23 protein-coding genes and 2 pseudogenes are annotated in these 24928 nt (G+C 57.8%); 17 read left to right on the forward strand and 8 right to left on the reverse strand.

All coding sequences use genetic code 11. The features are described from left to right. Nucleotides 1-11 precede the first annotated feature (11 nt). From lpdA to ABVN21_RS03590, 7 genes and pseudogenes are all read left to right on the forward strand, one after another. Entirely contained in the window at nucleotides 12-1448 is a 1437-nt protein-coding gene (gene lpdA, locus ABVN21_RS03560; protein ID WP_034146350.1) for a dihydrolipoyl dehydrogenase, read from the forward strand. 198 nt (nucleotides 1449-1646) lie between these two features. Further along, nucleotides 1647-2813: an ADP-forming succinate--CoA ligase subunit beta gene (gene sucC / locus ABVN21_RS03565; protein ID WP_007919879.1), complete on the forward strand. Its 1167-nt coding sequence runs from the start codon at nucleotides 1647-1649 to the stop codon at nucleotides 2811-2813. Beyond that, complete coding sequence (gene sucD / locus ABVN21_RS03570) at nucleotides 2813-3694, forward strand: succinate--CoA ligase subunit alpha (protein ID WP_339556637.1); 882 nt, start codon at nucleotides 2813-2815, stop codon at nucleotides 3692-3694. Before sucC ends, sucD begins: the two co-directional genes overlap by 1 nt. Before the next feature lie 395 nt (nucleotides 3695-4089). Continuing rightward, on the forward strand, nucleotides 4090-5403 hold the full coding sequence (gene brnQ, locus ABVN21_RS03575) for a branched-chain amino acid transport system II carrier protein (RefSeq protein WP_339556636.1): 1314 nt from the start codon (nucleotides 4090-4092) through the stop codon (nucleotides 5401-5403). 174 nt (nucleotides 5404-5577) lie between these two features. After that, nucleotides 5578-6783: pseudogene (locus ABVN21_RS03580) on the forward strand (ISL3 family transposase). A gap of 195 nt (nucleotides 6784-6978) precedes the next feature. Then, nucleotides 6979-7716, forward strand: a complete 738-nt coding sequence (locus ABVN21_RS03585; RefSeq protein WP_339556860.1) for a DUF599 family protein — start codon at nucleotides 6979-6981, stop codon at nucleotides 7714-7716. Next, on the forward strand, nucleotides 7716-8117 hold the full coding sequence (locus ABVN21_RS03590) for an MAPEG family protein (RefSeq protein ID WP_339556859.1): 402 nt from the start codon (nucleotides 7716-7718) through the stop codon (nucleotides 8115-8117). The genes ABVN21_RS03585 and ABVN21_RS03590 overlap by 1 nt, the downstream gene beginning before the upstream one ends. A 78-nt stretch (nucleotides 8118-8195) precedes the next feature. On the opposite strand, the gene ABVN21_RS03595 is transcribed toward ABVN21_RS03590, so the two are convergent. Next, the gene (locus tag ABVN21_RS03595; protein WP_034146354.1) at nucleotides 8196-8432 is read right to left on the reverse strand and encodes a hypothetical protein; all 237 of its coding nucleotides are present in this window, start codon (nucleotides 8430-8432) and stop codon (nucleotides 8196-8198) included. Nucleotides 8433-8589: 157 nt separating this feature from the next. On the opposite strand from ABVN21_RS03595, the gene ABVN21_RS03600 reads away from it, so the two are divergent. The 4 genes from ABVN21_RS03600 (at nucleotide 8590) to ABVN21_RS03615 (ending at nucleotide 12297) form a co-directional block, all read left to right on the forward strand. Next, nucleotides 8590-9066 carry a PaaI family thioesterase gene (locus tag ABVN21_RS03600; RefSeq protein WP_339556858.1) on the forward strand — a complete coding sequence of 159 codons (477 nt, stop codon included), beginning with the start codon at nucleotides 8590-8592 and terminating at the stop codon, nucleotides 9064-9066. Further along, nucleotides 9063-9515: a PaaI family thioesterase gene (locus tag ABVN21_RS03605; RefSeq protein WP_339556857.1), complete on the forward strand. Its 453-nt coding sequence runs from the start codon at nucleotides 9063-9065 to the stop codon at nucleotides 9513-9515. The genes ABVN21_RS03600 and ABVN21_RS03605 overlap by 4 nt, the downstream gene beginning before the upstream one ends. Before the next feature lie 81 nt (nucleotides 9516-9596). Continuing rightward, on the forward strand, nucleotides 9597-11501 hold the full coding sequence (gene htpG, locus ABVN21_RS03610; protein WP_339556856.1) for a molecular chaperone HtpG: 1905 nt from the start codon (nucleotides 9597-9599) through the stop codon (nucleotides 11499-11501). Nucleotides 11502-11568: 67 nt separating this feature from the next. Then, on the forward strand, nucleotides 11569-12297 hold the full coding sequence (locus ABVN21_RS03615) for a dienelactone hydrolase family protein (protein WP_339556855.1): 729 nt from the start codon (nucleotides 11569-11571) through the stop codon (nucleotides 12295-12297). 177 nt (nucleotides 12298-12474) lie between these two features. On the opposite strand, the gene ABVN21_RS03620 is transcribed toward ABVN21_RS03615, so the two are convergent. The 6 genes and pseudogenes from ABVN21_RS03620 to purM all read right to left on the reverse strand — a co-directional run bounded on the left by ABVN21_RS03620 (nucleotide 12475) and on the right by purM (nucleotide 17788). Next, nucleotides 12475-13335 (reverse strand): pirin family protein, encoded by an 861-nt coding sequence (locus tag ABVN21_RS03620; RefSeq protein ID WP_339556854.1) that lies wholly within the window; start codon nucleotides 13333-13335, stop codon nucleotides 12475-12477. A 62-nt stretch (nucleotides 13336-13397) separates the two neighbouring features. Next, nucleotides 13398-13814 (reverse strand): OsmC family protein, encoded by a 417-nt coding sequence (locus tag ABVN21_RS03625; RefSeq protein ID WP_339556853.1) that lies wholly within the window; start codon nucleotides 13812-13814, stop codon nucleotides 13398-13400. A 184-nt stretch (nucleotides 13815-13998) separates the two neighbouring features. Continuing rightward, a pseudogene (locus ABVN21_RS03630) lies at nucleotides 13999-15204 on the reverse strand (ISL3 family transposase). A gap of 141 nt (nucleotides 15205-15345) precedes the next feature. Next, entirely contained in the window at nucleotides 15346-16059 is a 714-nt protein-coding gene (locus tag ABVN21_RS03635; RefSeq protein ID WP_339556528.1) for a DUF3108 domain-containing protein, read from the reverse strand. Between the two features lie 8 nt (nucleotides 16060-16067). Next, nucleotides 16068-16718 carry a phosphoribosylglycinamide formyltransferase gene (gene purN / locus ABVN21_RS03640; protein WP_339556527.1) on the reverse strand — a complete coding sequence of 217 codons (651 nt, stop codon included), beginning with the start codon at nucleotides 16716-16718 and terminating at the stop codon, nucleotides 16068-16070. An 11-nt stretch (nucleotides 16719-16729) separates the two neighbouring features. After that, entirely contained in the window at nucleotides 16730-17788 is a 1059-nt protein-coding gene (purM, locus tag ABVN21_RS03645; protein WP_339556526.1) for a phosphoribosylformylglycinamidine cyclo-ligase, read from the reverse strand. Nucleotides 17789-18173: 385 nt separating this feature from the next. Between purM and ABVN21_RS03650 the strand changes: the two genes are divergently transcribed. From ABVN21_RS03650 to ABVN21_RS03675, 6 genes are all read left to right on the forward strand, one after another. Further along, entirely contained in the window at nucleotides 18174-19238 is a 1065-nt protein-coding gene (locus ABVN21_RS03650; RefSeq protein ID WP_339556525.1) for a DUF2066 domain-containing protein, read from the forward strand. Between the two features lie 36 nt (nucleotides 19239-19274). After that, complete coding sequence (locus tag ABVN21_RS03655; RefSeq protein ID WP_339556524.1) at nucleotides 19275-20348, forward strand: AI-2E family transporter; 1074 nt, start codon at nucleotides 19275-19277, stop codon at nucleotides 20346-20348. Between the two features lie 229 nt (nucleotides 20349-20577). Beyond that, the gene (gene hda / locus ABVN21_RS03660; RefSeq protein ID WP_034146365.1) at nucleotides 20578-21282 is read left to right on the forward strand and encodes a DnaA regulatory inactivator Hda; all 705 of its coding nucleotides are present in this window, start codon (nucleotides 20578-20580) and stop codon (nucleotides 21280-21282) included. Nucleotides 21283-21495: 213 nt separating this feature from the next. Next, entirely contained in the window at nucleotides 21496-22143 is a 648-nt protein-coding gene (locus ABVN21_RS03665; protein ID WP_339556523.1) for an NlpC/P60 family protein, read from the forward strand. A gap of 165 nt (nucleotides 22144-22308) precedes the next feature. Further along, nucleotides 22309-22845, forward strand: a complete 537-nt coding sequence (locus tag ABVN21_RS03670; RefSeq protein WP_339556522.1) for a C40 family peptidase — start codon at nucleotides 22309-22311, stop codon at nucleotides 22843-22845. 18 nt (nucleotides 22846-22863) lie between these two features. After that, a complete protein-coding gene (locus tag ABVN21_RS03675; RefSeq protein ID WP_339556521.1) occupies nucleotides 22864-23526 on the forward strand; it encodes a class I SAM-dependent methyltransferase in 663 nt (220 codons plus the stop codon). 77 nt (nucleotides 23527-23603) lie between these two features. On the opposite strand, the gene ABVN21_RS03680 is transcribed toward ABVN21_RS03675, so the two are convergent. After that, nucleotides 23604-24917, reverse strand: a complete 1314-nt coding sequence (locus ABVN21_RS03680) for a sorbosone dehydrogenase family protein (protein WP_339556520.1) — start codon at nucleotides 24915-24917, stop codon at nucleotides 23604-23606. Nucleotides 24918-24928 lie beyond the last annotated feature (11 nt).

A 24928-nucleotide genomic window follows, 5' to 3' on the forward strand; every position in this document is an offset into this window, starting at 1 on the left:
GGATTTTTTGAATGTCGCAGAAATTTGACGTAGTGGTGATCGGCGCGGGCCCTGGCGGCTACGTGGCTGCCATCAAAGCAGCACAGCTCGGTCTTTCGACGGCCTGCATCGAGAAGTACACCGACAAGGAAGGCAAACTGGCCCTCGGCGGTACTTGCCTGAACGTCGGCTGCATTCCATCCAAGGCGCTGCTGGACAGCTCCTGGAAATACAAGGAAGCGAAAGAAGGCTTCGCGATCCACGGTATCAATCACGCTGGCGTGACCATGGACGTGGGTGCAATGGTTGGCCGTAAAGCCACCATCGTCAAAGGCCTGACCTCTGGCGTTGCGACCCTGTTCAAAGCCAACGGCGTGACCTCCATCGAGGGTCACGGCAAGCTGCTGGCCGGCAAGAAAGTTGAAGTCACCAAGCCTGACGGTTCGGTAGAAATCATCGAAGCCGAAAACGTCATCCTGGCTCCAGGTTCGCGTCCGATCGACATTCCACCGGCTCCGGTCGACCAGAATGTGATCGTCGATTCGACTGGCGCACTGGAATTCCAATCCGTACCTAAGCGTCTGGGCGTGATCGGCGCTGGCGTTATCGGTCTGGAACTGGGTTCGGTCTGGTCGCGTCTGGGTGCAGAAGTGACTGTCCTGGAAGCCCTGGACACCTTCCTGATGGCCGCTGACGCTGCCGTTTCCAAGGAAGCGCTGAAAACCCTGACCAAACAGGGTCTGGACATCAAGCTGGGCGCTCGCGTGACCGGTTCCAAAGTGAACGGCGACGAAGTCGTTGTGAACTACACCGATGCCAACGGCGAACAGAACATCACTTTCGACAAGCTGATCGTAGCCGTTGGTCGCCGTCCGGTGACCACTGATCTGCTGTCCGCTGATTGCGGCGTGACCCTGGACGAGCGCGGTTTCGTGCACGTTGACGATCACTGCGCCACCACCGTACCGGGCGTCTACGCCATCGGTGACGTGGTTCGCGGCATGATGCTGGCGCACAAAGCGTCCGAAGAAGGCATCATGGTTGTCGAGCGCATCAAGGGCCACAAAGCCCAGATGAACTATGATTTGATCCCTTCGGTTATTTATACTCACCCGGAAATCGCGTGGGTCGGTAAAACCGAGCAGGCCTTGAAAGCTGAAGGCGTAGAAGTTAACGTCGGCACCTTCCCGTTCGCAGCCTCTGGCCGTGCCATGGCTGCCAACGATACCGGCGGTTTCGTCAAGGTCATCGCAGATGCCAAGACCGACCGCGTACTGGGCGTCCACGTGATCGGCCCAAGCGCTGCAGAACTGGTTCAGCAGGGCGCAATCGGTATGGAATTCGGCACCAGCGCTGAAGACCTGGGCATGATGGTTTTCTCCCATCCGACCCTGTCTGAAGCCTTGCACGAAGCTGCTCTGGCAGTGAATGGCGGCGCCATCCACATCGCCAACCGCAAGAAGCGTTAAGACACAATAAGAAACCACGGCGGTACGGCCCGTCGTGAGCCTTGCATGCAAGACTCACCGCGGAATGTCCGCTGGACGCAGTCTTGCGTAGCTGCACCGGTTGTCCGGAAAGGCTACGCAAGCAGCAGTCACAGGTGGTGCGGCACTTGAACAAGTGCAGCACCGAATGCGCAGTACCTAACGAAGACGGTAATAAGCATGAATCTTCACGAGTATCAGGGTAAGCAGCTGTTCGCTGAGTACGGCCTGCCAGTTTCCACCGGTTACGCGGTAGACACCCCGGAAGCAGCAGCAGAAGCTTGCGACAAAATCGGCGGCAGCGAGTGGGTTGTCAAAGCCCAGGTCCACGCCGGTGGTCGCGGTAAAGCGGGCGGCGTTAAGCTGGTTCGCAGCAAAGAAGACGCTAAGGCATTCGCACAGCAGTGGCTGGGCAAGCGTCTGGTGACTTACCAGACTGACGCCAATGGTCAGCCAGTCACCAAGATCCTGGTTGAATCGTGCACTGATATCGCTAAAGAGCTGTACCTGGGCGCTGTCGTTGACCGTTCGAGCCGTCGTATCGTGTTCATGGCTTCCACCGAAGGTGGCGTGGACATCGAGAAAATCGCTCACGACACTCCAGAAAAAATTCTGAAAGCCACTATCGATCCACTGGTTGGCGCTCAGCCATTCCAGGGTCGCGAGCTGGCATTCCAGTTGGGTCTGGAAGGCAAGCAAGTTGCCCAGTTCGCCAAGATCTTCGTAGGTCTGGCCAAACTGTTCAAGGATCACGACCTGGCCCTGCTGGAAGTGAACCCGCTGGTGATCAAGGCTGACGGCGATCTGCACTGCCTCGATGCCAAGATCAACATCGACGCCAACGCCATGTACCGTCAGCCTAAGCTGAAGACTTTCCACGATCCGTCGCAAGACGATCCGCGCGAAGCGCACGCTGCCAAGTTCGAACTGAACTACGTAGCACTGGAAGGCAACATCGGTTGCATGGTCAACGGTGCTGGCCTGGCCATGGGTACCATGGACATCGTCAACCTGCATGGCGGCAAGCCAGCCAACTTCCTCGACGTGGGCGGCGGTGCTACCAAAGAACGCGTTACCGAAGCGTTCAAAATCATTCTGTCCGACACCAACGTCGCTGCAGTACTGGTTAACATCTTCGGCGGCATCGTTCGTTGCGACATGATTGCCGAAGGCATCATCGGTGCAGTGAAAGAAGTCGGCGTGAAAATCCCGGTTGTTGTGCGCCTTGAAGGCAACAACGCTGAGCTGGGCGCTAAAGTACTGGCAGAAAGCGGTTTGAACATCATCGCTGCTACCAGCCTGACCGACGCTGCTCAACAAGTTGTCAAAGCTGCGGAGGGCAAATAATGAGCGTCCTGATCAATAAAGACACCAAAGTTATCTGCCAGGGTATTACCGGTTCGCAAGGTAGTTTCCACACCCAGCAAGCCATCGAGTACGGCACCAAGATGGTGGGTGGTGTAACTCCAGGCAAAGGCGGCACCGAGCACCTGGGTCTGCCGGTGTTCAACACCGTTAAAGACGCAGTAGAAGCCACTGGCGCTACCGCCAGCGTGATCTACGTTCCGGCTCCTTTCTGCAAAGATTCGATCCTGGAAGCTGCTTTCGGCGGCATCAAGCTGATCGTCTGCATCACCGAAGGCATTCCTACCCTGGACATGCTGGACGCTAAAGTTAAGTGCGACGAGCTGGGTGTTACCCTGATCGGCCCTAACTGCCCAGGCGTGATCACCCCAGGCGAATGCAAGATCGGCATCATGCCAGGTCACATTCACTTGCCAGGCAAAGTCGGTATCGTTTCCCGTTCCGGCACCCTGACCTACGAAGCTGTTAAGCAGACTACTGACGCCGGTTTCGGTCAGTCGACTTGCGTCGGCATCGGTGGTGACCCGATCCCGGGTTCGAACTTCATCGACATCCTGAAACTGTTCCAGGAAGACCCGAAGACCGAAGCGATCGTAATGATCGGTGAGATCGGCGGTTCGGCTGAAGAAGAAGCGGCTGCCTACATCAAGGCACACGTGACCAAGCCGGTTGTTTCCTACATCGCTGGTGTGACTGCTCCTCCGGGCAAGCGCATGGGCCATGCTGGCGCAATCATCTCTGGCGGCAAAGGCACTGCAGACGAGAAATTCGCTGCTCTGCAAGACGCAGGCGTTAAAACCGTGCGTTCGCTGGCAGACATCGGCAAGGCCCTGGCCGAGCTGACCGGTTGGGCTGTCAAGTAAGCCTCGCGCTTAGCTGACGCTTCACCAAGCAAAGGCCACCTTCGGGTGGCCTTTGTGTTTTATGGCAACACCGATCTGTAGGAGCCGGCTTGCTGGCGATAAAGCTCCATGGCGTGTCAGACATACCGCCATCGCTGGCAAGCCAGCTCCTACAGTTCCATCGCAGATGAAAATTACGTACGTAAACGCGACACGAAAATGTCGCGTATCGGATAGTTTGCCCTCTAACAGTGCGTTTGCCGCCCAAATTCGTTAGGCTACGCGCCATTTTTGCGTTTGCGCCCACAAGGCTGCAACGCGCTAAAAGGGTTGGTCCCATACGGACTGACAGCATTTCCCTCACCCATAGGGAAATCCCTCTCTAAATTCCGATTCAGTAGTGTGGTATTTCCTTAATGAAAGTGTTGAAAGGCCAGGACATCCTGGCACTTGGTTTTATGACGTTTGCCCTGTTCGTCGGGGCCGGCAACATCATCTTCCCGCCTATCGTCGGTTTGCAGTCCGGGCCTCACGTCTGGATGGCGGCGCTGGGCTTTCTGATTACTGCGGTCGGTCTGCCGGTGGTCACCGTCGTGGCCCTGGCCAAGGTCGGTGGTGCCATGGATGCGTTGAGCAGCCCGATCGGCAAGATCGCCGGTGGCTTGCTGGCAGCCGCTTGCTACCTCGCCGTCGGCCCGCTGTTTGCGACGCCGCGTACGGCTACCGTGTCGTTTGAAGTCGGCCTTGCGCCATTGACCGGCGAGAGCCCGCTGGCGTTGTTCCTCTACAGTTCGGTGTACTTCCTGGTGGTGTTCTTCATCTCACTCTATCCGGGCCGTCTGCTCGATACCGTAGGACGTTTCCTCGCACCGCTGAAGATCATCGCCCTGGCCGTTCTCGGCATCGCCGCGTTCGCTTTGCCTGCGGGTGACATTGGCCATGCAACGCCTGAGTATGTAGCGGCGCCGTTCTCCCAGGGGTTCATCAATGGTTATCTGACCATGGATACCCTCGGCGCGCTGGTGTTCGGCATCGTGATCGTCAACGCCATTCGCTCTCGCGGTGTCGAGTCGCCGGCGTTGATCACCCGTTACGCGATCATTGCCGGTTTGATTGCCGGCGTGGGCCTGGCGCTGGTCTACGTCAGCCTGTTCCGCCTCGGTTCGGGCAGTCATGAAGTGGCGGCTGGCGCGACCAACGGCGCGGCGGTTTTGCATGCCTACGTGCAGCACACCTTTGGCTCCCTGGGCAGCGGTTTCCTCGCGGTGCTGATTTCTCTGGCGTGCCTGGTAACGGCGGTCGGCCTGACTTGCGCCTGTGCTGAATACTTCAGCCGTGTGCTGCCACTGTCCTACAAGACGTTGGTCATTATCCTCGCCGCGTTCTCCCTGTTGGTATCGAACCTGGGCCTGACCAAGCTGATTGCGTTCTCGATCCCGGTACTGACCGCGATCTACCCGCCGTGCATCGCCCTGGTGGCCCTGAGCTTCTGCAAGGATTTCTGGCATGAACAGGGCCGCATCGTCGGTCCGGTGATGCTGGTGTCATTCATCTTCGGTCTGATCGATGCCCTCAAGGGGGCCGGTCTCGCGGAGTGGATGCCGTCGCAACTGGCTCATTTGCCATTGAGCGAACAAGGTCTGGCGTGGCTGGTGCCGTCGGTAATGACCTTGGTGGTTGCGGTGGTTTGCGACCGTCTGCTGGGCAAGCGCGAAGAAGCCCTGGCTTAAGCGTTGTCGGCCCGCCACGAGCGGGCCTGCGGGCAAAGACAGAAATGCCCCGTATCAATCGATACGGGGCATTTTTTAGGTTCTTCACGGAATCCCGGGAAAGACAGAAACAAGAACGCCGATTTGATTGATGATGTTCGTGCGAGCAAACACATCTAAAAAACCGGCGTTCTTATGCGTGATATTAATACTTTCCTTCCTTTTTGGGAGGGCTTTTCTGTCGTCACCATCAAGCCCGATGGTGACGCCCTACAGATCGATCTGATTCCCCATGCCACCCGATTCCCTTCCTGCGGCGGCTGCCAAAAACCGTGTTCAACCACTCATGAGTATTGCGAGCGAACTGTTCGTGATCTTCCCATTCTCGGTCGCGCGGTACGCCTCAGCGTTTTGCTCAGGCGGGTTGGCTGCCGCGACTGTGGCAAGCGCATGGAGGCCGTCAGTTGGCTGGATCGCTATGCCCGCATGACGCGCCGCTTAGCCGATGCGGTCATTCAGACCTGCTAGCGCCTTCCCACCCTGCACGTGGCCCAGATGTTTGGGCTGCATTGGGACACCGTTCGGTTGCTGGAGCGTCGAGCCTTACAGGCGGCGTTGAGCACGCTGCCAAAGGCGCAACCACGACGCCTGGTGATGGATGAATTCGCGCTGTTCAAAGGGCATCGCTACGCCAGCGTGGTGTTGGATGCCGATACGCGACGAGTGCTATGGATCGGTGAAGGCCGCAGCCGGGCGGCGGTTCGGCCCTTTTTCGAGGAGCTGGGGCCAGAGGGGTGTGCTCGAATCGAAGCGGTGGCGATGGACATGAACACCGCTTTTGACCTGGAGGTTCGTCAGCACTGCCCGAAAGCGCGAGTGGTCTACGACCTCTTTCATGTGGTGGCCAAATATGGCCGAGAGGTGATTGATCGGGTCCGCGTCGACGAGGCTAACCGACTGCGCCACGACAAGCCGGCTCGCAAGGTCATCAAGCAAGCGCGGTGGCTGTTGCTGCGCAATCCAGAGAACCTGAAAAGGCCGGAACAACAGGTTCACTTGCAGGATTTGTTGGCGGCCAACCAATCGCTGATGACGGTTTATTTGATGAAAGCTGAGCTCAAAACGCTCTGGACGCCGAGTGCTGCTTGGGCCTGGAGATCGGCCTGGAAGCAATGGCTGCGCCATGCTCATGAAAGCGAAATACCAGCTCTGATCCAGTTTGCCAAACGGCTAAAGGGCTACTGGCGGGGCATCGTGAGCCGAGTGCGCTGGCCGATGCACACCGGTCAGTTGGAAGGAATAAACAATCGAATAAAAGTCATTAAACGGATGGCGTACGGTTACCGGGATAGCGAGTTCTTTTTCATGAAGATCAAGAGCGTCTTTCCCGGTAATCCGTGAAGAACCATTTTTTATGGGCTGGATGCAGTGTCTTTTTTCTTGGGCTAACGTCGAAGCACTGCAAAACCCTTTGTGGGAGCCTGCTCGCGATGGCGTCGATACATTCAATAGTGTTGTCGACTGACCCTTCGCAATCGAGAGCAGGCTTGCTCCCACAGGGATTGTGTATTTCGCAAATACATCACAAGGACCTGCATGTCGTTCATCCAAGCCAACCTGATCCACATCCTCGCTGCAATCTGGTTCGTTGTCTGCTGGGGCGGTTATACCCGCTATGCATCGTGGAAAGGCCGGGACACCGCGTGCCTGGCCAGTGTGCTGCACCTTTACCGTGAAGACTGGATGCGTCGCATGCTGCTGCGGGACAACCGCATTGCCGATGCCAGCGTAATCGGCAACCTGGAGCGCAACGCGTCGTTCTTCGCCTCCAGCACGCTGATTATCCTGGCCGGTATTCTCACGGTGCTCGGGGCTTCCGAACGGGCGGTGTCGTTGCTTGCGGATATCCCGATGGTGCAGCAGGCGTCCCAGGGGATGTCGGAGATCAAGTTGTTGTGCCTGGCGTTGGTGTTCGTCTATGCATTCTTTACGTTTAGCTGGTGCATGCGGCAGTACAACTTCGCGGCCATCCTGGTGGGTTCTGCGCCTATGGTCGGCGAGCGACATGTTTCCGAGCAGGAGCGCAAGGCCTTTGCCGCCCGCGCAGCGCGTGTCATCTCAATGGCCGCCAACCAGTTCAACTTTGGCCTGCGTTCCTATTACTTCGGCATGACCATGCTGGCCTGGTTTGTCAGCCCGTGGTTATTCATGTTGATGAGTGCCGGTGTCGTGTTCGTGTTGTACCGCCGCGAGTTTCACTCCGACGTCCTCGATGTGATGGTCTATACCCCTACAGAGGCGCCATTGCCCGAGGTGACGAAAGAGGCTGTTTGATGAGTATTCCTTTCTGGTGTGTGTTTGTCAGCGCGATATTGATATACGTGGCGCGTTTACCCGTGACCAAGGCGATGAAAGAGCAGGGCGGTTATAACAATCACCTGCCGCGGCAGCAGCAAGGACAGCTCACGGGTTTTGGTGCCCGGGCGGTGGCGGCGCATCAGAATAGTTTCGAGGCGTTCATATTATTTGCGGTGGGCGTGTTGATGGCGCATACCACGCAAACGGCGGGATGGCTGATCGATTCGCTGGCAATCATCTTTGTGATCGCGCGAGTTATTTACTTGGCGTGTTACTGGAAAGATCTGACCTGGCAGCGCAGTCTGGTCTGGCTGGTGGGTTTAATCTGTTCGCTATTGCTGATGATTAGTCCGACTTTTAGGACGATTTTGCTCTAATGCCAGGATGGCAAACAAAACAGCAGACAAAAGAAAACCCGCACTTGGCGGGTTTTCTTTTCACACGCTAAAAACGAATTAGTTTTTAGGTGCGGCTTCTTTTGCTGCGGCTTCGTTCGATTCGGCCTGAGCTTTGGCAGCTTCGGCGTTTTCTTTCGCAGCGTCGTTCACTTTATCCTGAGCTTTGTTCATGTCTTGCTGAGCTTGCTCAGCATGTTGGTTGGCATCTTGAGCTTTGTCCTCGGATTTTTTATCGCAGGCAGCGAGACCGAGGGAAGCGGTCAACATCAAGGCAATAGCTAAAGTCTTACGCATGGGGTGTTTCTCCTTATGGAAAATATCTACTGGCCTTTCGAGCACGGCCATTCGGGTTAAGTTCCTCAATTCGTTCAGATATATAAGATTATTCCCACGGGAACTTTTACGAATACGCCAGATACGATTTTCGCATACTAAGAAGAGTGTTTATCAAATGACCGAGAACCCCGTTTTTGAGCGCGCGACGCGATTTCTTTCGGCGCTCAGACATTGCCAGGTACTTGGGTTGCGCGTTCACAGCGCCAGCAGCAACGGACTAACGGTCATCCTGCCGTACAGCCCGCAGATCGTCGGTAACCCGCAAACCGGGGTCATACACGGTGGTGTGCTGACCACCCTGATGGACACCGCATGTGGCATGTCCACCCTCTGCGTACTGCCGGAGTTCGAAGTCTGTCCGACCCTCGACCTGCGCATTGACTACATGCACGCCGCCGAACCCCATAAGGATGTCTACGGTTTCGCCCAATGCTACCGGGTGACCACCGATGTGATTTTCGCCCGCGGCTTCGCCTATCAGGATGATCCCGAGCAACCCATCGCCCATGTGGTGGGCACTTTCATGCGCATGGGCAAGGGCATAAAAGGAACCAAAGGATTTGGCGGCGCCATCGCCGGAGGTACGAAATGAGCGAGTCGTTCCACGAACAGCTGCAACAGGCCCATGAGCGGGGGGACTACGCGCCGCTGTTGGACCTGATTCCTTACGCCAGACTGATCGGCGTCGAATGCTCGCGGGTGGGGGATGAGCTGCTGTTTCGGCTGCCGGCGAACAAGGACAACATTGGTAACCCTTTACTGCCAGCCATTCACGGTGGCGTGATTGCCGGTTTCATGGAGCTGGCTGCCGCGCTGCATCTGCTGGTTTCTACGGGAACGCCGGGTGTGCCGAAGATAATCGACTTTTCCCTTGATTACCTGCGCGCCGGGCAGTATCGCGATACCTGGGCCCGATGCCAGGTGTGCCGCCAGGGACGCCGCGTCGCTAACGTGGCGATTACAGCCTGGCAAGGTACCGAAGCGGAACCCACCGCCACGGCTCGGGCGCATTTCAAACTCGATGAGCCCTTGAAATCCTGAACACAGCCCCCAACTCTGATCACAACCCGCCGCCGACCCTCAAGGTCGCGGCTTATGCCATCTGATTGGAGTTTGATGACCATGAGTGTGGAAACTCAAAAGGAAACCCTGGGCTTCCAGACCGAGGTGAAGCAACTGCTGCACCTCATGATCCATTCGCTGTATTCCAACAAGGAAATTTTCCTTCGCGAATTGATCTCGAACGCCTCTGACGCTGTAGACAAATTACGTTTCGAAGCGCTGTCTAAACCAGAATTGCTGGAAGGTGGCGCCGAACTGAAAATCCGCGTGAGCTTCGACAAAGACGCCAAAACCGTCACCCTCGAAGACAACGGTATCGGCATGAGCCGTGAAGATGCGATCACACACCTCGGCACCATCGCCAAGTCCGGCACCGCTGACTTCATGAAGCACCTGACCGGTGACCAGAAGAAGGACTCGCACCTGATCGGTCAGTTCGGTGTTGGTTTTTACTCCGCCTTCATCGTCGCCGACAAAGTCGACGTGTTCAGCCGTCGTGCCGGCAGTGCTGCCAGCGAAGGCGTGCACTGGTCGTCCAAGGGCGAAGGCGATTTCGAAGTAGCGACCATCGAAAAAGCCGAACGCGGTACCCGCATTGTTTTGCACCTGAAGTCCGGTGAAGACGAGTTCGCTGACGGCTGGCGCCTGCGCAACATCATCAAGAAGTACTCCGACCACATCGCTTTGCCGATCGAGTTGCCGAAAGAAGTGGCAGCCGCTGAAGGCGAAGAGAAGCCGGCCGTTGAATGGGAAACCGTTAACCGCGCCAGCGCCCTGTGGACCCGCCCGCGTACCGAAATCAAGGACGAGGAGTACCAGGAGTTCTACAAGCACATTGCTCACGACTTCGAAAACCCGCTGAGCTGGAGCCACAACAAGGTCGAAGGCAAGCTCGAATACAGCTCGCTGCTATACGTGCCGGCCCGTGCTCCGTTCGACCTGTACCAGCGTGAAGCGCCGAAAGGCCTGAAGCTGTACGTGCAGCGCGTGTTCGTCATGGATCAGGCCGAATCGTTCCTGCCGCTGTACCTGCGCTTCATTAAGGGCGTGGTCGATTCCAACGACCTGTCGCTGAACGTGTCGCGGGAAATCCTGCAGAAAGACCCGATCATCGACTCCATGAAGTCGGCGCTGACCAAGCGCGTTCTGGACATGCTGGAGAAACTGGCGAAGAACGATCCGGAGCAATACAAAGGCTTCTGGAAAAACTTCGGTCAGGTCATGAAAGAAGGCCCGGCAGAAGACTTCGCCAACAAAGAGAAAATCGCCGGCCTGCTGCGCTTCGCATCGACCAACGGTGATGACGGCGATCAGGTTGTCGGTTTGACCGAGTATCTGGCTCGTGCCAAGGAAGGTCAGGACAAGATTTACTACCTGACTGGCGAAACCTACGCACAAGTCAAAAACAGCCCGCACCTGGAAGTCTTCCGCAAGAAAGGCATCGAAGTGCTGCTGCTGACCGACCGCATCGACGAGTGGCTGATGAGCTACCTCAGCGACTTCGACGGCAAGAGCTTTGTCGACGTGGCGCGCGGTGACCTTGACCTTGGCAACCTGGATTCGGAAGAAGACAAGAAGGCTGCGGAAGAAGTCGCCAAGTCCAAAGAAGGTCTGGTTGAGCGTCTGAAAACTGCACTGGGCGAGTCCGTTGCTGAAGTTCGGGTTTCCCATCGCCTGACCGATTCTCCGGCGATCCTGGCCATCGGAGAGCAGGACCTGGGCCTGCAGATGCGTCAGATCCTCGAAGCCAGTGGTCAGAAGGTTCCGGATTCGAAGCCGATCTTCGAATTCAACCCGGCTCACCCGCTGATCGAGAAGCTCGACAACGAACAGAGCGACGAGCGCTTTGGCGACCTGTCGCACATCCTCTTCGATCAGGCAGCCCTGGCGGCCGGCGACAGCTTGAAGGATCCGGCGGCGTATGTGCGTCGTCTGAACAAGCTATTGGTTGAGCTGTCGGCTTAACTGCGTTGTATAAAAACCCGCTTCGGCGGGTTTTTTCATTCTGGTGTTTAAAAATCAGGAGTCAGAAATGAGCCAAATCACTGTACGTTCCGTGTCCTACCAGATTGACGGGCAGACCTACGAAAGCCGTCTGGCCTTTGATGCCGACCACAAAGGCCCGCGTCCGGGTTTGCTGATGGCGCCGAACTGGATGGGTGTCAGCGCCGGAGCCGAAGAAATCGCCAAGTCGGTGGCGGCCAAGGGCTACGTGGTGTTGATCGCGGATATCTACGGTCAATCGATTCGTCCACAGAACAATGACGAGGCGGGCGCGGCGATGATGCCGCTGAAGAATGATCGTCCATTGCTGCGCAAGCGCATGCAGGTGGCGTTCGAGCAGCTGCAAAGCCAGGGTGAAGTGGCTGTTGATACATCTAAGCTGGCGACCTTCGGTTTCTGCTTTGGCGGCTGCTGTGCGCTGGAGTTCGCCCGCACCGGTGCTCCGGTGAAGGCGGCAGTGTCATTCCATGGCACGCTTGATACACCAGACGTCAACGACGCGAAAAACATCAAGGGATCGGTACTGGTGCTGCACGGTGCTTCCGATCCATTGGTGCCGAAAGAGCAATTGCCAGCGTTCGAAGATGAAATGAATGCGGCGGGTGTGGATTGGCAGTTACTGAGCTACGGCGGTGCGTTCCACTCGTTCACCGATCCGCATGCGAATGTGCCGGGGATGATGATGTATGACGCCAAGGTGGCGGCCCGGGCGTTTACTTCGATGCATAATTTGCTGGATGAAGTGTTCAAGGGCTGAGAAAGCGCTGAACGCCGAAATCTGTAGGAGTCGGCTTGCTGGCGATAGCGTTCTCATGATCGCCATCGCTGGCAAGCCAGCTCCTACGGGGATGTGCTGTGCGCTATTTTGCGAACGAACCGGCCGACTGTGGGGGCTGGCTTGCCAGCGATGCGGCAATTTCAGGCGCTGCACACATCAAGGCAATTCGATCCGCTCAACTTCCCCAGGCACCGTCGGCCAATCCCCGGCCGCCCAGCGCCGACGTGCTTCATCGATAGCCGCAGGATCGCTCGCCACGAAATTCCAGTTGATCCGTCGCGGTCCATCCAGCGGCGCGCCGCCAAACAACACCGCATGACAGTCGCTCTCGGCGAACAGTGTCATCTCTTCCCCAGCCGGTAACACCACCAGTGAATGCGGTTCTATCGCCTCGCCATCCAGTTGCACGTTGCCGCTCAACACATACAGCGCGCGCTCTTCATGCTCGGTGGGAATCAGCAGCGTCGTCGCCGTCTGCAGGTTTACCTCCGCGTAGAGCGTAGGAGAAAGCACCGGCACTGGTGATTCAAGGCAGAAGCCCGAGCCGGCAATCATGCGGATTTTCACCCCGAGGTTCTCGCTGACCGGCAGCGTGGCAGCGGGATGGTGGCTGTAATGCCCCGGTCCTTGCTCTTGGTCTTTTGGGGAGGCAAGCCAGATCTGCAAGCCGTGCATCGTAAATCCGCGTCCCTTGAGCGCTTCGGGTGTTCGTTCGACATGGGCAATCGCGCTGCCGGCAGTCATCCAGCTGACATCGCCGGCGTTGACGACCTGATCCGAGCCGAGGCTGTCCTTGTGCTGCAACTGGCCTTCAAAGAGGTAGGTGAGTGTGGAGAGACCGATGTGCGGATGCTGACGAATGTTCATGCCTTCTCCCGCGGCGTAGCGGGTTTGCAGCATGTGGTCGAAAAACACGAAAGGCCCGATGTTTCGGCATTTGGCCGAAGGCAGTGGACGAAGAATTGGCTGGCCTTCGACATCTTCGGCGCGGGGGCGAATCACGAGCAGAGGGTTCATGGTGCGTTCCAGGCTGAGCGGGTGATGCGTTCGAGCATAACCCGCCTGCGCAACCTGTGCCGCTATTGGCTGAACGCACCTTCGGACAGGCGGGTTTCGATGCTGACTTCACTGGTGGTCATCAGCTTGTGAATCGGGCAACGGTCGGCCACACGGTGTAACTCATCGCGCTGGGCGTCGGTGAGCACTCCCTTGAGGGTCAGTTTCACCTGCAACAGGTACTTTCCTTTCTGCTCTTCACTGTTGTCGCGCTTGACCTCCACGCCAACGCCGGTCAGCGGAATGTCTTTTTTCTTCGCGTACATCTTCAAGGTCAGGGCCTTGCATGCGCCCAAGGCGGCATCGAAATAATCGTGGGGCTCTGGTGCTGAGCCTTCGCCGCCAGCGGACTGCGGGACATCGGCAAAGAGTTCGTGGTCATCGATCTGGACGGTATGGCGAAAGCCTTCGGCGGAAACGGTATTGACGGTGACGGTCATGGGAAACCTCGCGAGCGGCAGGAAAAGTCATTCGATCAAAAAAGACCTTGAAGGTATAGAGCATCGCACCTGCTGCGCGTTCCTTTTTAAGATCGCAGCCTTCGGCAGCTCCTACAGGAGAACGCACTTTCTTGTAGGAGCCGCCGAAGGCTGCGATCTATTGATGTTCAAAAAAAAAGGTTCTTCACGGATTACCGGGAAAGACGCTCTTGATCTTCATGAAAAAGAACTCGCTATCCCGGTAACCGTACGCCATCCGTTTAATGACTTTTATTCGATTGTTTATTCCTTCCAACTGACCGGTGTGCATCGGCCAGCGCACTCGGCTCACGATGCCCCGCCAGTAGCCCTTTAGCCGTTTGGCAAACTGGATCAGAGCTGGTATTTCGCTTTCATGAGCATGGCGCAGCCATTGCTTCCAGGCCGATCTCCAGGCCCAAGCAGCACTCGGCGTCCAGAGCGTTTTGAGCTCAGCTTTCATCAAATAAACCGTCATCAGCGATTGGTTGGCCGCCAACAAATCCTGCAAGTGAACCTGTTGTTCCGGCCTTTTCAGGTTCTCTGGATTGCGCAGCAACAGCCACCGCGCTTGCTTGATGACCTTGCGAGCCGGCTTGTCGTGGCGCAGTCGGTTAGCCTCGTCGACGCGGACCCGATCAATCACCTCTCGGCCATATTTGGCCACCACATGAAAGAGGTCGTAGACCACTCGCGCTTTCGGGCAGTGCTGACGAACCTCCAGGTCAAAAGCGGTGTTCATGTCCATCGCCACCGCTTCGATTCGAGCACACCCCTCTGGCCCCAGCTCCTCGAAAAAGGGCCGAACCGCCGCCCGGCTGCGGCCTTCACCGATCCATAGCACTCGTCGCGTATCGGCATCCAACACCACGCTGGCGTAGCGATGCCCTTTGAACAGCGCGAATTCATCCATCACCAGGCGTCGTGGTTGCGCCTTTGGCAGCGTGCTCAACGCCGCCTGTAAGGCTCGACGCTCCAGCAACCGAACGGTGTCCCAATGCAGCCCAAACATCTGGGCCACGTGCAGGGTGGGAAGGCGCTAGCAGGTCTGAATGACCGCATCGGCTAAGCGGCGCGTCATGCGGGCATAGCGATCCAGCCAACTGACGGCCTCCATGCGCTTGCCACAGTCGCGGCAGCCAACCCGCCTGAGCAAAACGCTGAGGCGTACCGCGCGACCGAGAATGGGAAGATCACGAACAGTTCGCTCGCAATACTCATGAGTGGTTGAACACGGTTTTTGGCAGCCGCCGCAGGAAGGGAATCGGGTGGCATGGGGAATCAGATCGATCTGTAGGGCGTCACCATCGGGCTTGATGGTGACGACAGAAAAGCCCTCCCAAAAAGGAAGGAAAGTATTAATATCACGCATAAGAACGCCGGTTTTTTAGATGTGTTTGCTCGCACGAACATCATCAATCAAATCGGCGTTCTTGTTTCTGTCTTTCCCGGGATTCCGTGAAGAACCAAAAAAAAGCCCCGCATTTGCGGGGCTTCTTCATATCCGTGCGGATCAACTGCCTTTGACAGTCTTGCCGTTGACCTTGCCGTCCAGGAGCATGATGTTGTACTCCTTGCCGTCGGTTTCGACCTGTTGCAGGCGGACCAGCAGGTAATCCCAGTCCTTGGCGAACCACAGCACAGTGATGCGCTTGCTTTGCGTCGGGTCGCGCACGCGCTCGACCTTGATCGCATCGATCTGGCCAGCCTTGGTGTCGACTTTTTCCGAGCCCAGCACGCGGAAGTCATAAGTATCGACTTCGCCATCATCCACGACCTGATAGCTCATGCTTTTCTTGCCAGCGGCCACGTCATGCTGCAGCGCCAGTTGATAGGTGGATTTGTCGAGCATGCCGCGGTTCAGCGGGATATTGACCGCGTCGCCACGATCGGTGCCGGTGACTTTTTTGGCGGTCCAGTCGAAGTCCAGATCGGCCTTCTTGGCTTTGCCCAGGCCACCGCGTTCAAAGTGGTAGGACTGTGGCAGCAGGGTGTCCTTATCGACGGTCAGGGTGCTTTCTTCGGCCAGGCTGGCGATCATCATCGACGCCTTGAAGTTGAGCTTCCAGACGCCGTTGGCTTCCTTGGTCAGGCTGCGTTCAGCGGTGCCGCTCATGGGCAACTGCTTCCAGTCGGCGGTGTAGCTGGCGGAGAAAGGTTGAAGGTCTGCAGCCTGCGCAAAGGGCAAGGCAAGCAGAGCGCAAGCGAAGAGCAGGGCGCGACGCATAAAATCTCCTAGGTTCGAATCAAGTGGCCGCTGGCCGCGAGTAGCTGTCCATCCAGTAAAGCACCTTGATCGTTGAGCGATAACCGCCCTTCGGCAAACCAGCGTACGGCCATCGGGTAGATCAGGTGTTCCTGAGCGTGGACCCGCTGCGCCAGGCTTTGCGGCGAGTCATGCAACTCTACCGGTATTACTGCCTGTACGACCAGTGGTCCGCCATCGAGTTCCTCGGTGACGAAGTGCACGGAGCAGCCGTGTTCGGTATCGCCGGCCTCCAGCGCGCGCTGATGAGTGTGTAACCCTTTGTATTTGGGCAGCAGCGAAGGATGGATATTGAGCAGGCGACCCTGGTAGTGACGGACGAAGTCGGCGCTGAGGATGCGCATGAAGCCGGCCAATACCACGAGTTTGGGGTTGAAGGCGTCGATCAGTTCGATCAGCGCGGCATCGAAGGCCTCGCGGCCATCGAAAGCCTTGTGATCCAGCGAGCGGGTGGCGATACCCGCATCACTGGCGCGCTGCAGGCCGTAGGCGTCAGCGCGGTTGGAAATCACCGCAGCGATGCGGACCGGGCTGTCGCCGGTCCGCGTGCTGTCGATCAAGGCCTGCAAGTTACTGCCGGTACCGGACAACAGCACCACCACATCACAGGCCTGGGACATCCGCTCTTGCATCAGTGTGCCTTGAGGTTCTTCAGTTCAACCGAAGCCGCGCCTTCGGCAGCGGTGGAGATCTGGCCAATGACCCAAGGCTGCTCGCCGGCTTCACGCAGAACGTTCAGCGCGGTTTCAACGTGCTCTTGAGCGACGCAGATCACCATGCCAACGCCGCAGTTCAGCACGCGGTGCATTTCGTTTTCGTCGACGTTGCCTTTCTCTTGCAGCCAGTCGAACACCGCCGGGCGGGTCCAGCTCGCCACGTCGACCACGGCTTGCGCGCCTTTTGGCAGGACGCGAGGGATGTTGTCCAGCAGGCCGCCACCGGTGATGTGGGCCATGGCTTTGACGGCGCCGGTTTCCTTGATCAGCTTGAGCAGCGGCTTCACGTAGATGCGGGTCGGGGCCATCAGCAGGTCGGTCAGCGGCTTGCCGTCGAGCTGGGTGTTTTCGATGTCGGCGCCGGACACTTCGATGATCTTGCGGATCAGCGAGTAGCCGTTGGAGTGCGGGCCGGAAGACGGCAGGGCGAGCAGGGCATCGCCGGCAGCGACTTTGGAACCGTCGATGATTTCGGATTTTTCCACAACGCCGACGCAGAAGCCGGCCAGGTCGTAGTCTTCGCCTTCGTACATGCCAGGCATTTCAGCGGTTTCGCCGCCGACCAGGGAGCAGCCGGACAGCTCGCAGCCTGCACCGATGCCGGTCACCACTTGGGCGGCGGTGTCGACGTTCAGTTTGCCGGTGGCGTAGTAGTCGAGAAAGAACAGTGGCTCGGCGCCACACACCACCAGGTCGTTGACGCACATGGCGACCAGGTCGATGCCGATGCTGTCGTGCTTGTTCAGGTTCAGTGCCAGGCGCAGCTTGGTGCCGACGCCGTCAGTACCGGAAACCAGCACAGGCTGCTTGTAGCCGGCCGGGATTTCGCAGAGGGCGCCAAAACCGCCCAGGCCGCCCATGACTTCCGGGCGCGCAGTGCGCTTGGCGACGCTCTTGATGCGTTCGACCAATGCTTCACCGGCGTCGATGTCTACACCGGCGTCCTTGTAGCTCAGGGAGGGTTGCTTGCTCATGATCCAGGCCTTTAGGGGGGATTCAGGGGTAACGACCGAGTTCAGCGGGGCCGCCGAAATCGACGAGGGCGATTGCCTCACGCGAATTTCGAGGGTGCCCGGCTGTTGCCGGTCTGCGAAGGCGCGCGATTTTATCAGGCTTGAGAGGCAGCGGCCATCCTCACGCCGACAGCAGGGGCATATCCGCCTAAAAAAAACGTAATTGCCCCCGTCTCAGTAGCATCCTGCTCGCTCGCGCAGGGTATCGTCATTAACCGTCTATCGTTATGGCAGTGCGAAAACTTACCCGGGACGTGTGAATGTTTTGCGTCGAGCGATGGTCACAGCCTTGCTCGATCGTCTTCATGCGGTCTGTTCCACCCGCCCTTGTCGTCAGGAATCTTCCATGCGTTTTTGTAAATTCTTGTTTGCAGGTTGTTTGTCATTGGTCAGCCTGGTCAGTCAGGCCGAAACGGTGAAAGGCCTTTATCTAGTGCGCGAGCCTGTCAGCAGCCAGACGCAGGAAGAGCGCGATCAAGCGACACAGCGTGCGTTGGATACGCTGGTGCTGCGCCTGACCGGCGATCCGAAGGCGGCGCAAAATCCGGGCTTGGCGGCGATTCGCAAAGATCCGCAACAAATTATCAGCCAATACGGTTTTGAGGCGGGGCCACCGGAAGTGCTGAAAGTCGATTTCGATCCGGCGACCACCGAACAGGCCTTGCGCCGCGCCGGACTGGCCATGTGGGGAGCGAATCGGCCATCGATCCTCGGTTGGTGGGTGAACGAGTCCACGGAGGGTGCGAGCCTGGTCGGCGATGGCCAGGCGAATGCCGCTCCACTGCGTCGGGCCGCGCAGCACCGAGGCTTGCCACTGCGTCTGCCGCTGGCGGATTTGGGTGAGCAGGGTGTTGCCACGGCACCGAATCTGGAAAGTGCTGACCCGGCACCGCTGCGCGCGGCATCGGAACGTTACAATGCCGACGCTGTGTTGGCGGTGCATGCCCGTGAAGAGGGTGGTCAGTGGCAAGCCAAGTGGCGTCTGTGGCTGGGTGACCAGAAAGAGGCGGGTAGCGTTCAGGGTGCAGATCAGGCCGCCGTGGCGGATGCGGTTATGTTGGCGGTCAACGAACGTCTGGCGCCGCGATTCGTCGCCAAGCCTGGGGCTTCGTCGCAACAGTTGCTGGAAGTGCAGGGCATGAACCTGGAGCGTTATGCGACGCTGGGGCGTTTGCTGGAGCCTTTTGGCGGGCGTCCGCAAAGTGTTGATGGCGATCGGATTCTTTATCGGGTCAATGGCAGTGCCGATCAATTGCGGGCGCAGTTGTCGCTGGCGAAGTTGCAAGAGGTTGCTTTGGAACCCGCACCGGCCCCCGCCCCCGTTACACCTGTTCAACCAGTCGCTGGTGGCGCTGCTCCTGCTGTTACGCCAACCCCGGCACCGACACCGCAGTTGCGTTTCCGCTGGTAGATTTTCTTTCTTTATATAGAAGCAATGGAGTGGTTCATGGCCGATACGCGGCGCTGGTTCTGGTTGGGTGCAGTCGTTCTGTTCTGCGCGTTTATCTGGTTGTTGCATCCGATTCTGACGCCGTTTCTGGTGGCGTTGTTGTTGGCCTATCTGTTTGACCCGTTGGTGGATCGGCTGGAAAACGCCGGGCTGTCGCGCACGTGGGGCGTGATCGCGGTGTTCGCGCTGTTCACCCTGATTTTCACCACGCTGCTGTTGGTGTTGGTGCCGATGCTCGCCAAACAGTTGTTTCGTTTATATGAGCTGGCGCCGCAGATGCTCGACTGGTTGCAGCACACTGCACTGCCGTGGGCGCAATCGAAGTTCGGTTTGTCGGAGGGGTTCTGGAAGTTCGACAAGCTCAAGGCTGCTATCAGCGAGCACATGGGGCAGACCACCGATATTGTCGGTGTCGTGCTGAGCCAGGCGACCGCGTCTGGCCTGGCGCTGATTGGCTGGCTGGCGAATCTGGTGTTAATTCCGGTGGTGAGTTTCTATCTGCTGCGGGATTGGGACCTGATGATGGCCAAGATCCGCGGCTTGCTGCCCCGTGATCGTGAAGAGCAGGCAGTGTCCCTGGCCGGTGAATGCCATGAAGTGCTGGGGGCGTTTGTCCGCGGGCAATTGCTGGTGATGGTGGCGTTGGGTGTGATCTACGCGGCGGGCCTCATGTTGGTAGGGTTGGAGTTGGGGTTGTTGATCGGCCTGATTGCAGGCCTCGCGGCGATTGTGCCGTACATGGGCTTCGTCATCGGTATTGGCGCAGCGTTGATTGCTGGTCTGTTTCAGTTCGGAGGCGATCTGTATCCCATGATCGGCATCGTGGCTGTGTTCATGGTCGGGCAGGCGCTGGAAGGCATGGTGCTGACGCCATTGCTGGTGGGTGACCGGATTGGTCTGCACCCGGTAGCGGTGATCTTTGCGATCCTGGCCGGTGGCGAGCTGTTTGGCTTTACTGGCGTTCTGCTGGCGTTGCCGGTGGCGGCGGTGATCATGGTGCTCGTGCGCCATATGCATGATTTGTATAAAGATTCGAATATGTACAGTGGCGTCGACGATCCTGAGCTTTAAAGCTTGAAATGAGCGAGACGCCGATGACCTGGTTAAGGCCAGGTCGGAACGATGGGTTCGTCTGGCGGTCGGATTGACCGCCAAAGAATCTGTCATAAAACCGGGGCACAAACGCAAACCTTTGATTTTGCTTGTGGTCTGTCGCATTGTGCGGTCGGCTTCACGGGTATAAACTTCGCAAACTTTACACAGAGGCCACTAACGGTTCCTTTGGAACTGTTCAGTCAGCATGAAACCGATTCAGCTGCCCCTAGGTGTGCGTCTGCGTGATGACGCCACTTTTATCAACTACTACCCAGGCGCCAATGCCGCTGCACTCGGCTATGTCGAGCGGCTGTGCGAAGCCGACGCCGGGTGGACCGAAAGCCTGATTTACCTCTGGGGCAAGCACGGGGTAGGGCGCACGCATCTGTTGCAGGCTGCCTGTTTGCGATTCGAGCAGATGGGCGAGCCGGCGGTTTACCTTCCGTTGGCTGAGTTGCTTGATCGCGGCATTGAAATCCTCGACAACCTCGAACAATACGAACTGGTTTGCCTGGATGATCTACAGGCGGTTGCCGGCAAGGCGGATTGGGAAGAGGCGCTGTTTCATCTGTTCAATCGTCTGCGTGACAGTGGTCGGCGTCTGTTGATTGCCGCTTCGACTTCCCCACGTGAGTTGCCGGTAAAGCTTGCAGACCTTAAATCCCGCCTGACCCTGGCACTGATTTTTCAGATGCGACCGCTTTCCGATGAAGACAAACTGCGCGCCTTGCAACTGCGCGCATCCCGTCGCGGATTGCACCTGACGGATGAAGTCGGGCACTTCATTTTGACTCGCGGTACTCGGAGCATGAGTGCGCTTTTCGAGCTGCTCGAGCGTCTTGACCAGGCTTCTCTTCAAGCCCAGCGCAAACTGACTATTCCCTTCTTGAAAGAAACGCTGGGCTGGTAAAAGCTCCGATTTCTCTCGGTTTTTGGCATATTTCAGGCGCCAGAAAACGCACTTTCCTACACGCGTAGGCAGCGCAAGCGTCTAAATGGGGCTTAAGCGCTTAGATGTTTACGAGAAACCGAGAAGTCACAAAAAGTTCGATTGAATTTGCAAATGAGGATGATAGCGGGCATAGTCTCGGCTTCTTTACAACTATCAGCCACGGTCGTGCCCATGCTAAATCGCTTTGCACCCCTCGTGCCTCTCGCACTCGTTACCCTGTTGTTCGGTTGCGCTGCTCACTCTCCAGTGTCCCAGCAAGAGCAACAACAGCAGGTTAAAAACTCTGTTACCGCCCAATCTTCCGCTCGTTATCAGGAAGATCTTTTTCAAGAAGAGGCGGCTACCGAAAAAGAACTCGCAGCTTTCGCCGATGGCAAGTCGTACAAACTTCCAGTCCTGGCTGACAGCATTCTCGAACGCGGCATGTCCCTGATCGGTACCCGTTACCGTTTTGGCGGCACCTCTGAAGCCGGTTTCGATTGCAGTGGTTTCATTGGCTATCTGTTCCGTGAAGAAGCCGGGATGAACCTGCCTCGCTCCACTCGTGAAATGATCAACGTTGACGCTCCGCTGGTCTCCCGCAGTAAGCTGGAGCCGGGCGATTTGCTGTTCTTCGCCACGAATGGTCGTCGCGGTCGCGTCAGTCACGCCGGGATCTACCTGGGCGACAACCAGTTCATTCATTCCAGCAGCCGCCGCAGCGGTGGTGTGCGAATCGATAGCCTGGGCGACAGCTACTGGAGCAAGACCTTCATCGAAGCCAAGCGCGCTCTCGCGATGGCACCCGGGGCGTCTCCAATCGTCACCGCTCGCAAGTAAGCGGACAATTTGTAAGGTGAACTTAAAGTCTTACTTGAAGTTTGCCGCGTAGCAGCTAGAATCTTGATCTATTAATGATGGCAAACCGCCTGCGTCACGCGCAGGCGGTTTTCTTTTCTGCGCTCCCCGCAGAAAAAGCCGCAGCCAGATCAGGATGTTCTGCTTATGACGATGTCGGCCCGCCTCACACTCATGCTCTTCGCCGCGCTGCTCAGCGCTTGCGCCAGTCGCACACCGCCTCCTGCGCCGGTGGTTCGCGCGCCTATCGTGTTCGGTCCTTCCCAAGCCTTTTCGCCTGAAGCGGAAGACGTACTTTTCCGTGCGTTGGGCCTGGTGGGTACGCCTTATCGCTGGGGTGGAAACACACCGGATTCCGGGTTCGATTGCAGTGGCCTGATCGGTTACGTCTACCGAGATGTCGCCGGTATTTCCTTGCCGCGCACCACGCGCGAGATGATCACCATGCAAGCCGCCAGCGTCGGCAAGGAAGGCCTGCAAACCGGCGACCTGATCTTCTTCGCCACCAATGGCGGCTCCCAGGTCAGTCATGCCGGCATCTACGTGGGTGAAGGGCGTTTCGTCCATGCTCCGGCCACCGGTGGCACGGTCAAGCTCGACAGCTTGTCCAAGGCGTATTGGCAGAAAGCCTACCTGAGCGCCAAGCGGGTCCTGCAACCGGAGCACCTGGCGCGTAATCCGTAAGAGCCAGAGGTTGTCGTCATGACCGCTCGCACGCTCAATCTCGACGATTCGCTCTATCACTACCTGCTTGATGTGTCCTTGCGCGAAACGCCGCTGCTCAAGCGATTGCGTGACGAAACCCAGGCGCTGCCCATGGCGCGTTGGCAAGTAGCGCCGGAGCAAGGGCAATTTCTCGAATTACTGGTAAAGCTCATTGGCGCCAGGCGTGTGCTGGAAATCGGCACCTTCACTGGCTACAGCGCCCTTTGTATGGCGGCGGCATTGCCTGAAAGTGGTTCACTGATCTGCTGTGACATCCCTGGTGACTACAACGCAACGGCGCTTCGTTATTGGCAGGAGGCCGGTCTGGCCGAGCGAATCGATCTGCGTCTGGCGCCCGCGCTGGAAACGCTCGCCGAGATTGAACAGCAAGGGCAGGGCGGACAATTCGACTTGGTGTTCATCGACGCGGATAAGGCTAATTACCCGACCTATCTTGAGCATGCGCTGCGCTTGTTGCGCGTGGGTGGCCTGGCGGTATTCGATAACACCCTGTGGAGTGGTCGGGTGCTTGAGGAAAATCCCGAGAGCGCCGATACCCGCGCGATCCAGGCACTCAATCGTGCCTTGAAGGATGATGTGCGGGTGGATCTGTCGCTGTTGCCGTTGGGGGATGGGTTAACACTTTGCCGCAAGCGCTAAAGATCGCATCCTTCGGCAGCTCCTACAGGGATTGCATGCATCCTGCAGGAGCGCCGAAGGCTGCGATCTTTTGACGTTTACTTAACCGCTGACACGCGCCACACCTTGTTCCCCACATCATCTGCCACCAACAAATCTCCCTGCTGATCAATTACCACGCCCACCGGCCGGCCCATGGCTTTTTCCTCGTCATTAAGGAAACCGGTAAGCACATCAACCGGCTGCCCGGTCGGTTTGCCGGCACTGAACGGTACGAAAATCACTTTGTAGCCACTGTGCGGTTTGCGATTCCAGGAACCGTGCTGGCCGATGAAGGCGCCTTCCTTGAATTGCGTCGGCAGTTTATTGCCTTCGGCAAACGTCAGCCCCAATGAGGCGGTGTGCGGGCCGACGGCATAGTCCGGGGCAATCGCCTTGGCCACCATCTCCGGTTGTTGCGGTTCGACACGAACGTCGACGTGCTGGCCGTAGTAACTGAAAGGCCAGCCGTAAAATCCGCCGTCCTTCACTGAGGTGATGTAGTCGGGCACCAGGTCACTGCCGATTTCGTCCCGCTCATTCACGGCTGTCCACAACGCGCCGCTGGAGGGCTCCCACGCCAAGCCGTTCGGATTGCGAATCCCGGAAGCGAAGATCCGGTGGTTGCCCGTGGCGCGATCCACTTCCCAGATCGCCGCGCGACCTTCTTCCTGGTCCAGGCCGTTTTCTCCGACGTTACTGTTGGAGCCTACCGTGACATAGAGCTTGCTACCGTCCTTGCTGGCAATAACGTTTTTGGTCCAGTGGTGATTCAGCGTTCCACCCGGCAAGTCGACCACTTTGATGGGCTGCGACTTGATCGCCGTGTCACCGTCTTCATAGTGGAAGCGCAACAGGCGATCGGTATCGGCAACGTACAGGTCATTGCCCACGAGGGTCATGCCGAAGGGCGAGTTGAGGTTTTCCAAGAACACCGTGCGAGTTTCCGCGATGCCGTCGTGATCCTTGTCTCGCAGCAGCGTAATGCGATTCGGGCTGGGAACAGCCGCGCCGGCGCGCCCCATGACTTTCTTCATGACCCAGCCCTTGATGCCTTTGCCGTCATCGGGTTTGGGCGGGGCGTTGGTTTCGGCCACCAGCACATCACCGTTGGGCAGTACATAGAGCCAGCGCGGGTGATCAAGGCCGTCGGCAAACGCTGCCACTTGCGTGCCGGCAGCGGCGACGGGTTTTGCGCCCTCCGGCCAGCCGATGGCCGCGGCGATGTTCACTGTCGGGACCAGTGTCTTGTTCGGTTCTGGCAACTTGGGCGACGGGCCGGTGCCGTCGGAGACTTGCAGGCTGGAGGTTTCACCGCAAGCGGCGAGCCCTCCGGCGAGCGCGATAACGAGAACGAGCTGGGGCTTGCGCATACTGATCTTCC

The sequence above is a fragment of the Pseudomonas sp. MYb327 genome (assembly GCF_040438925.1).
In the GTDB taxonomy this organism is placed as follows: Bacteria; Pseudomonadota; Gammaproteobacteria; order Pseudomonadales; family Pseudomonadaceae; genus Aquipseudomonas.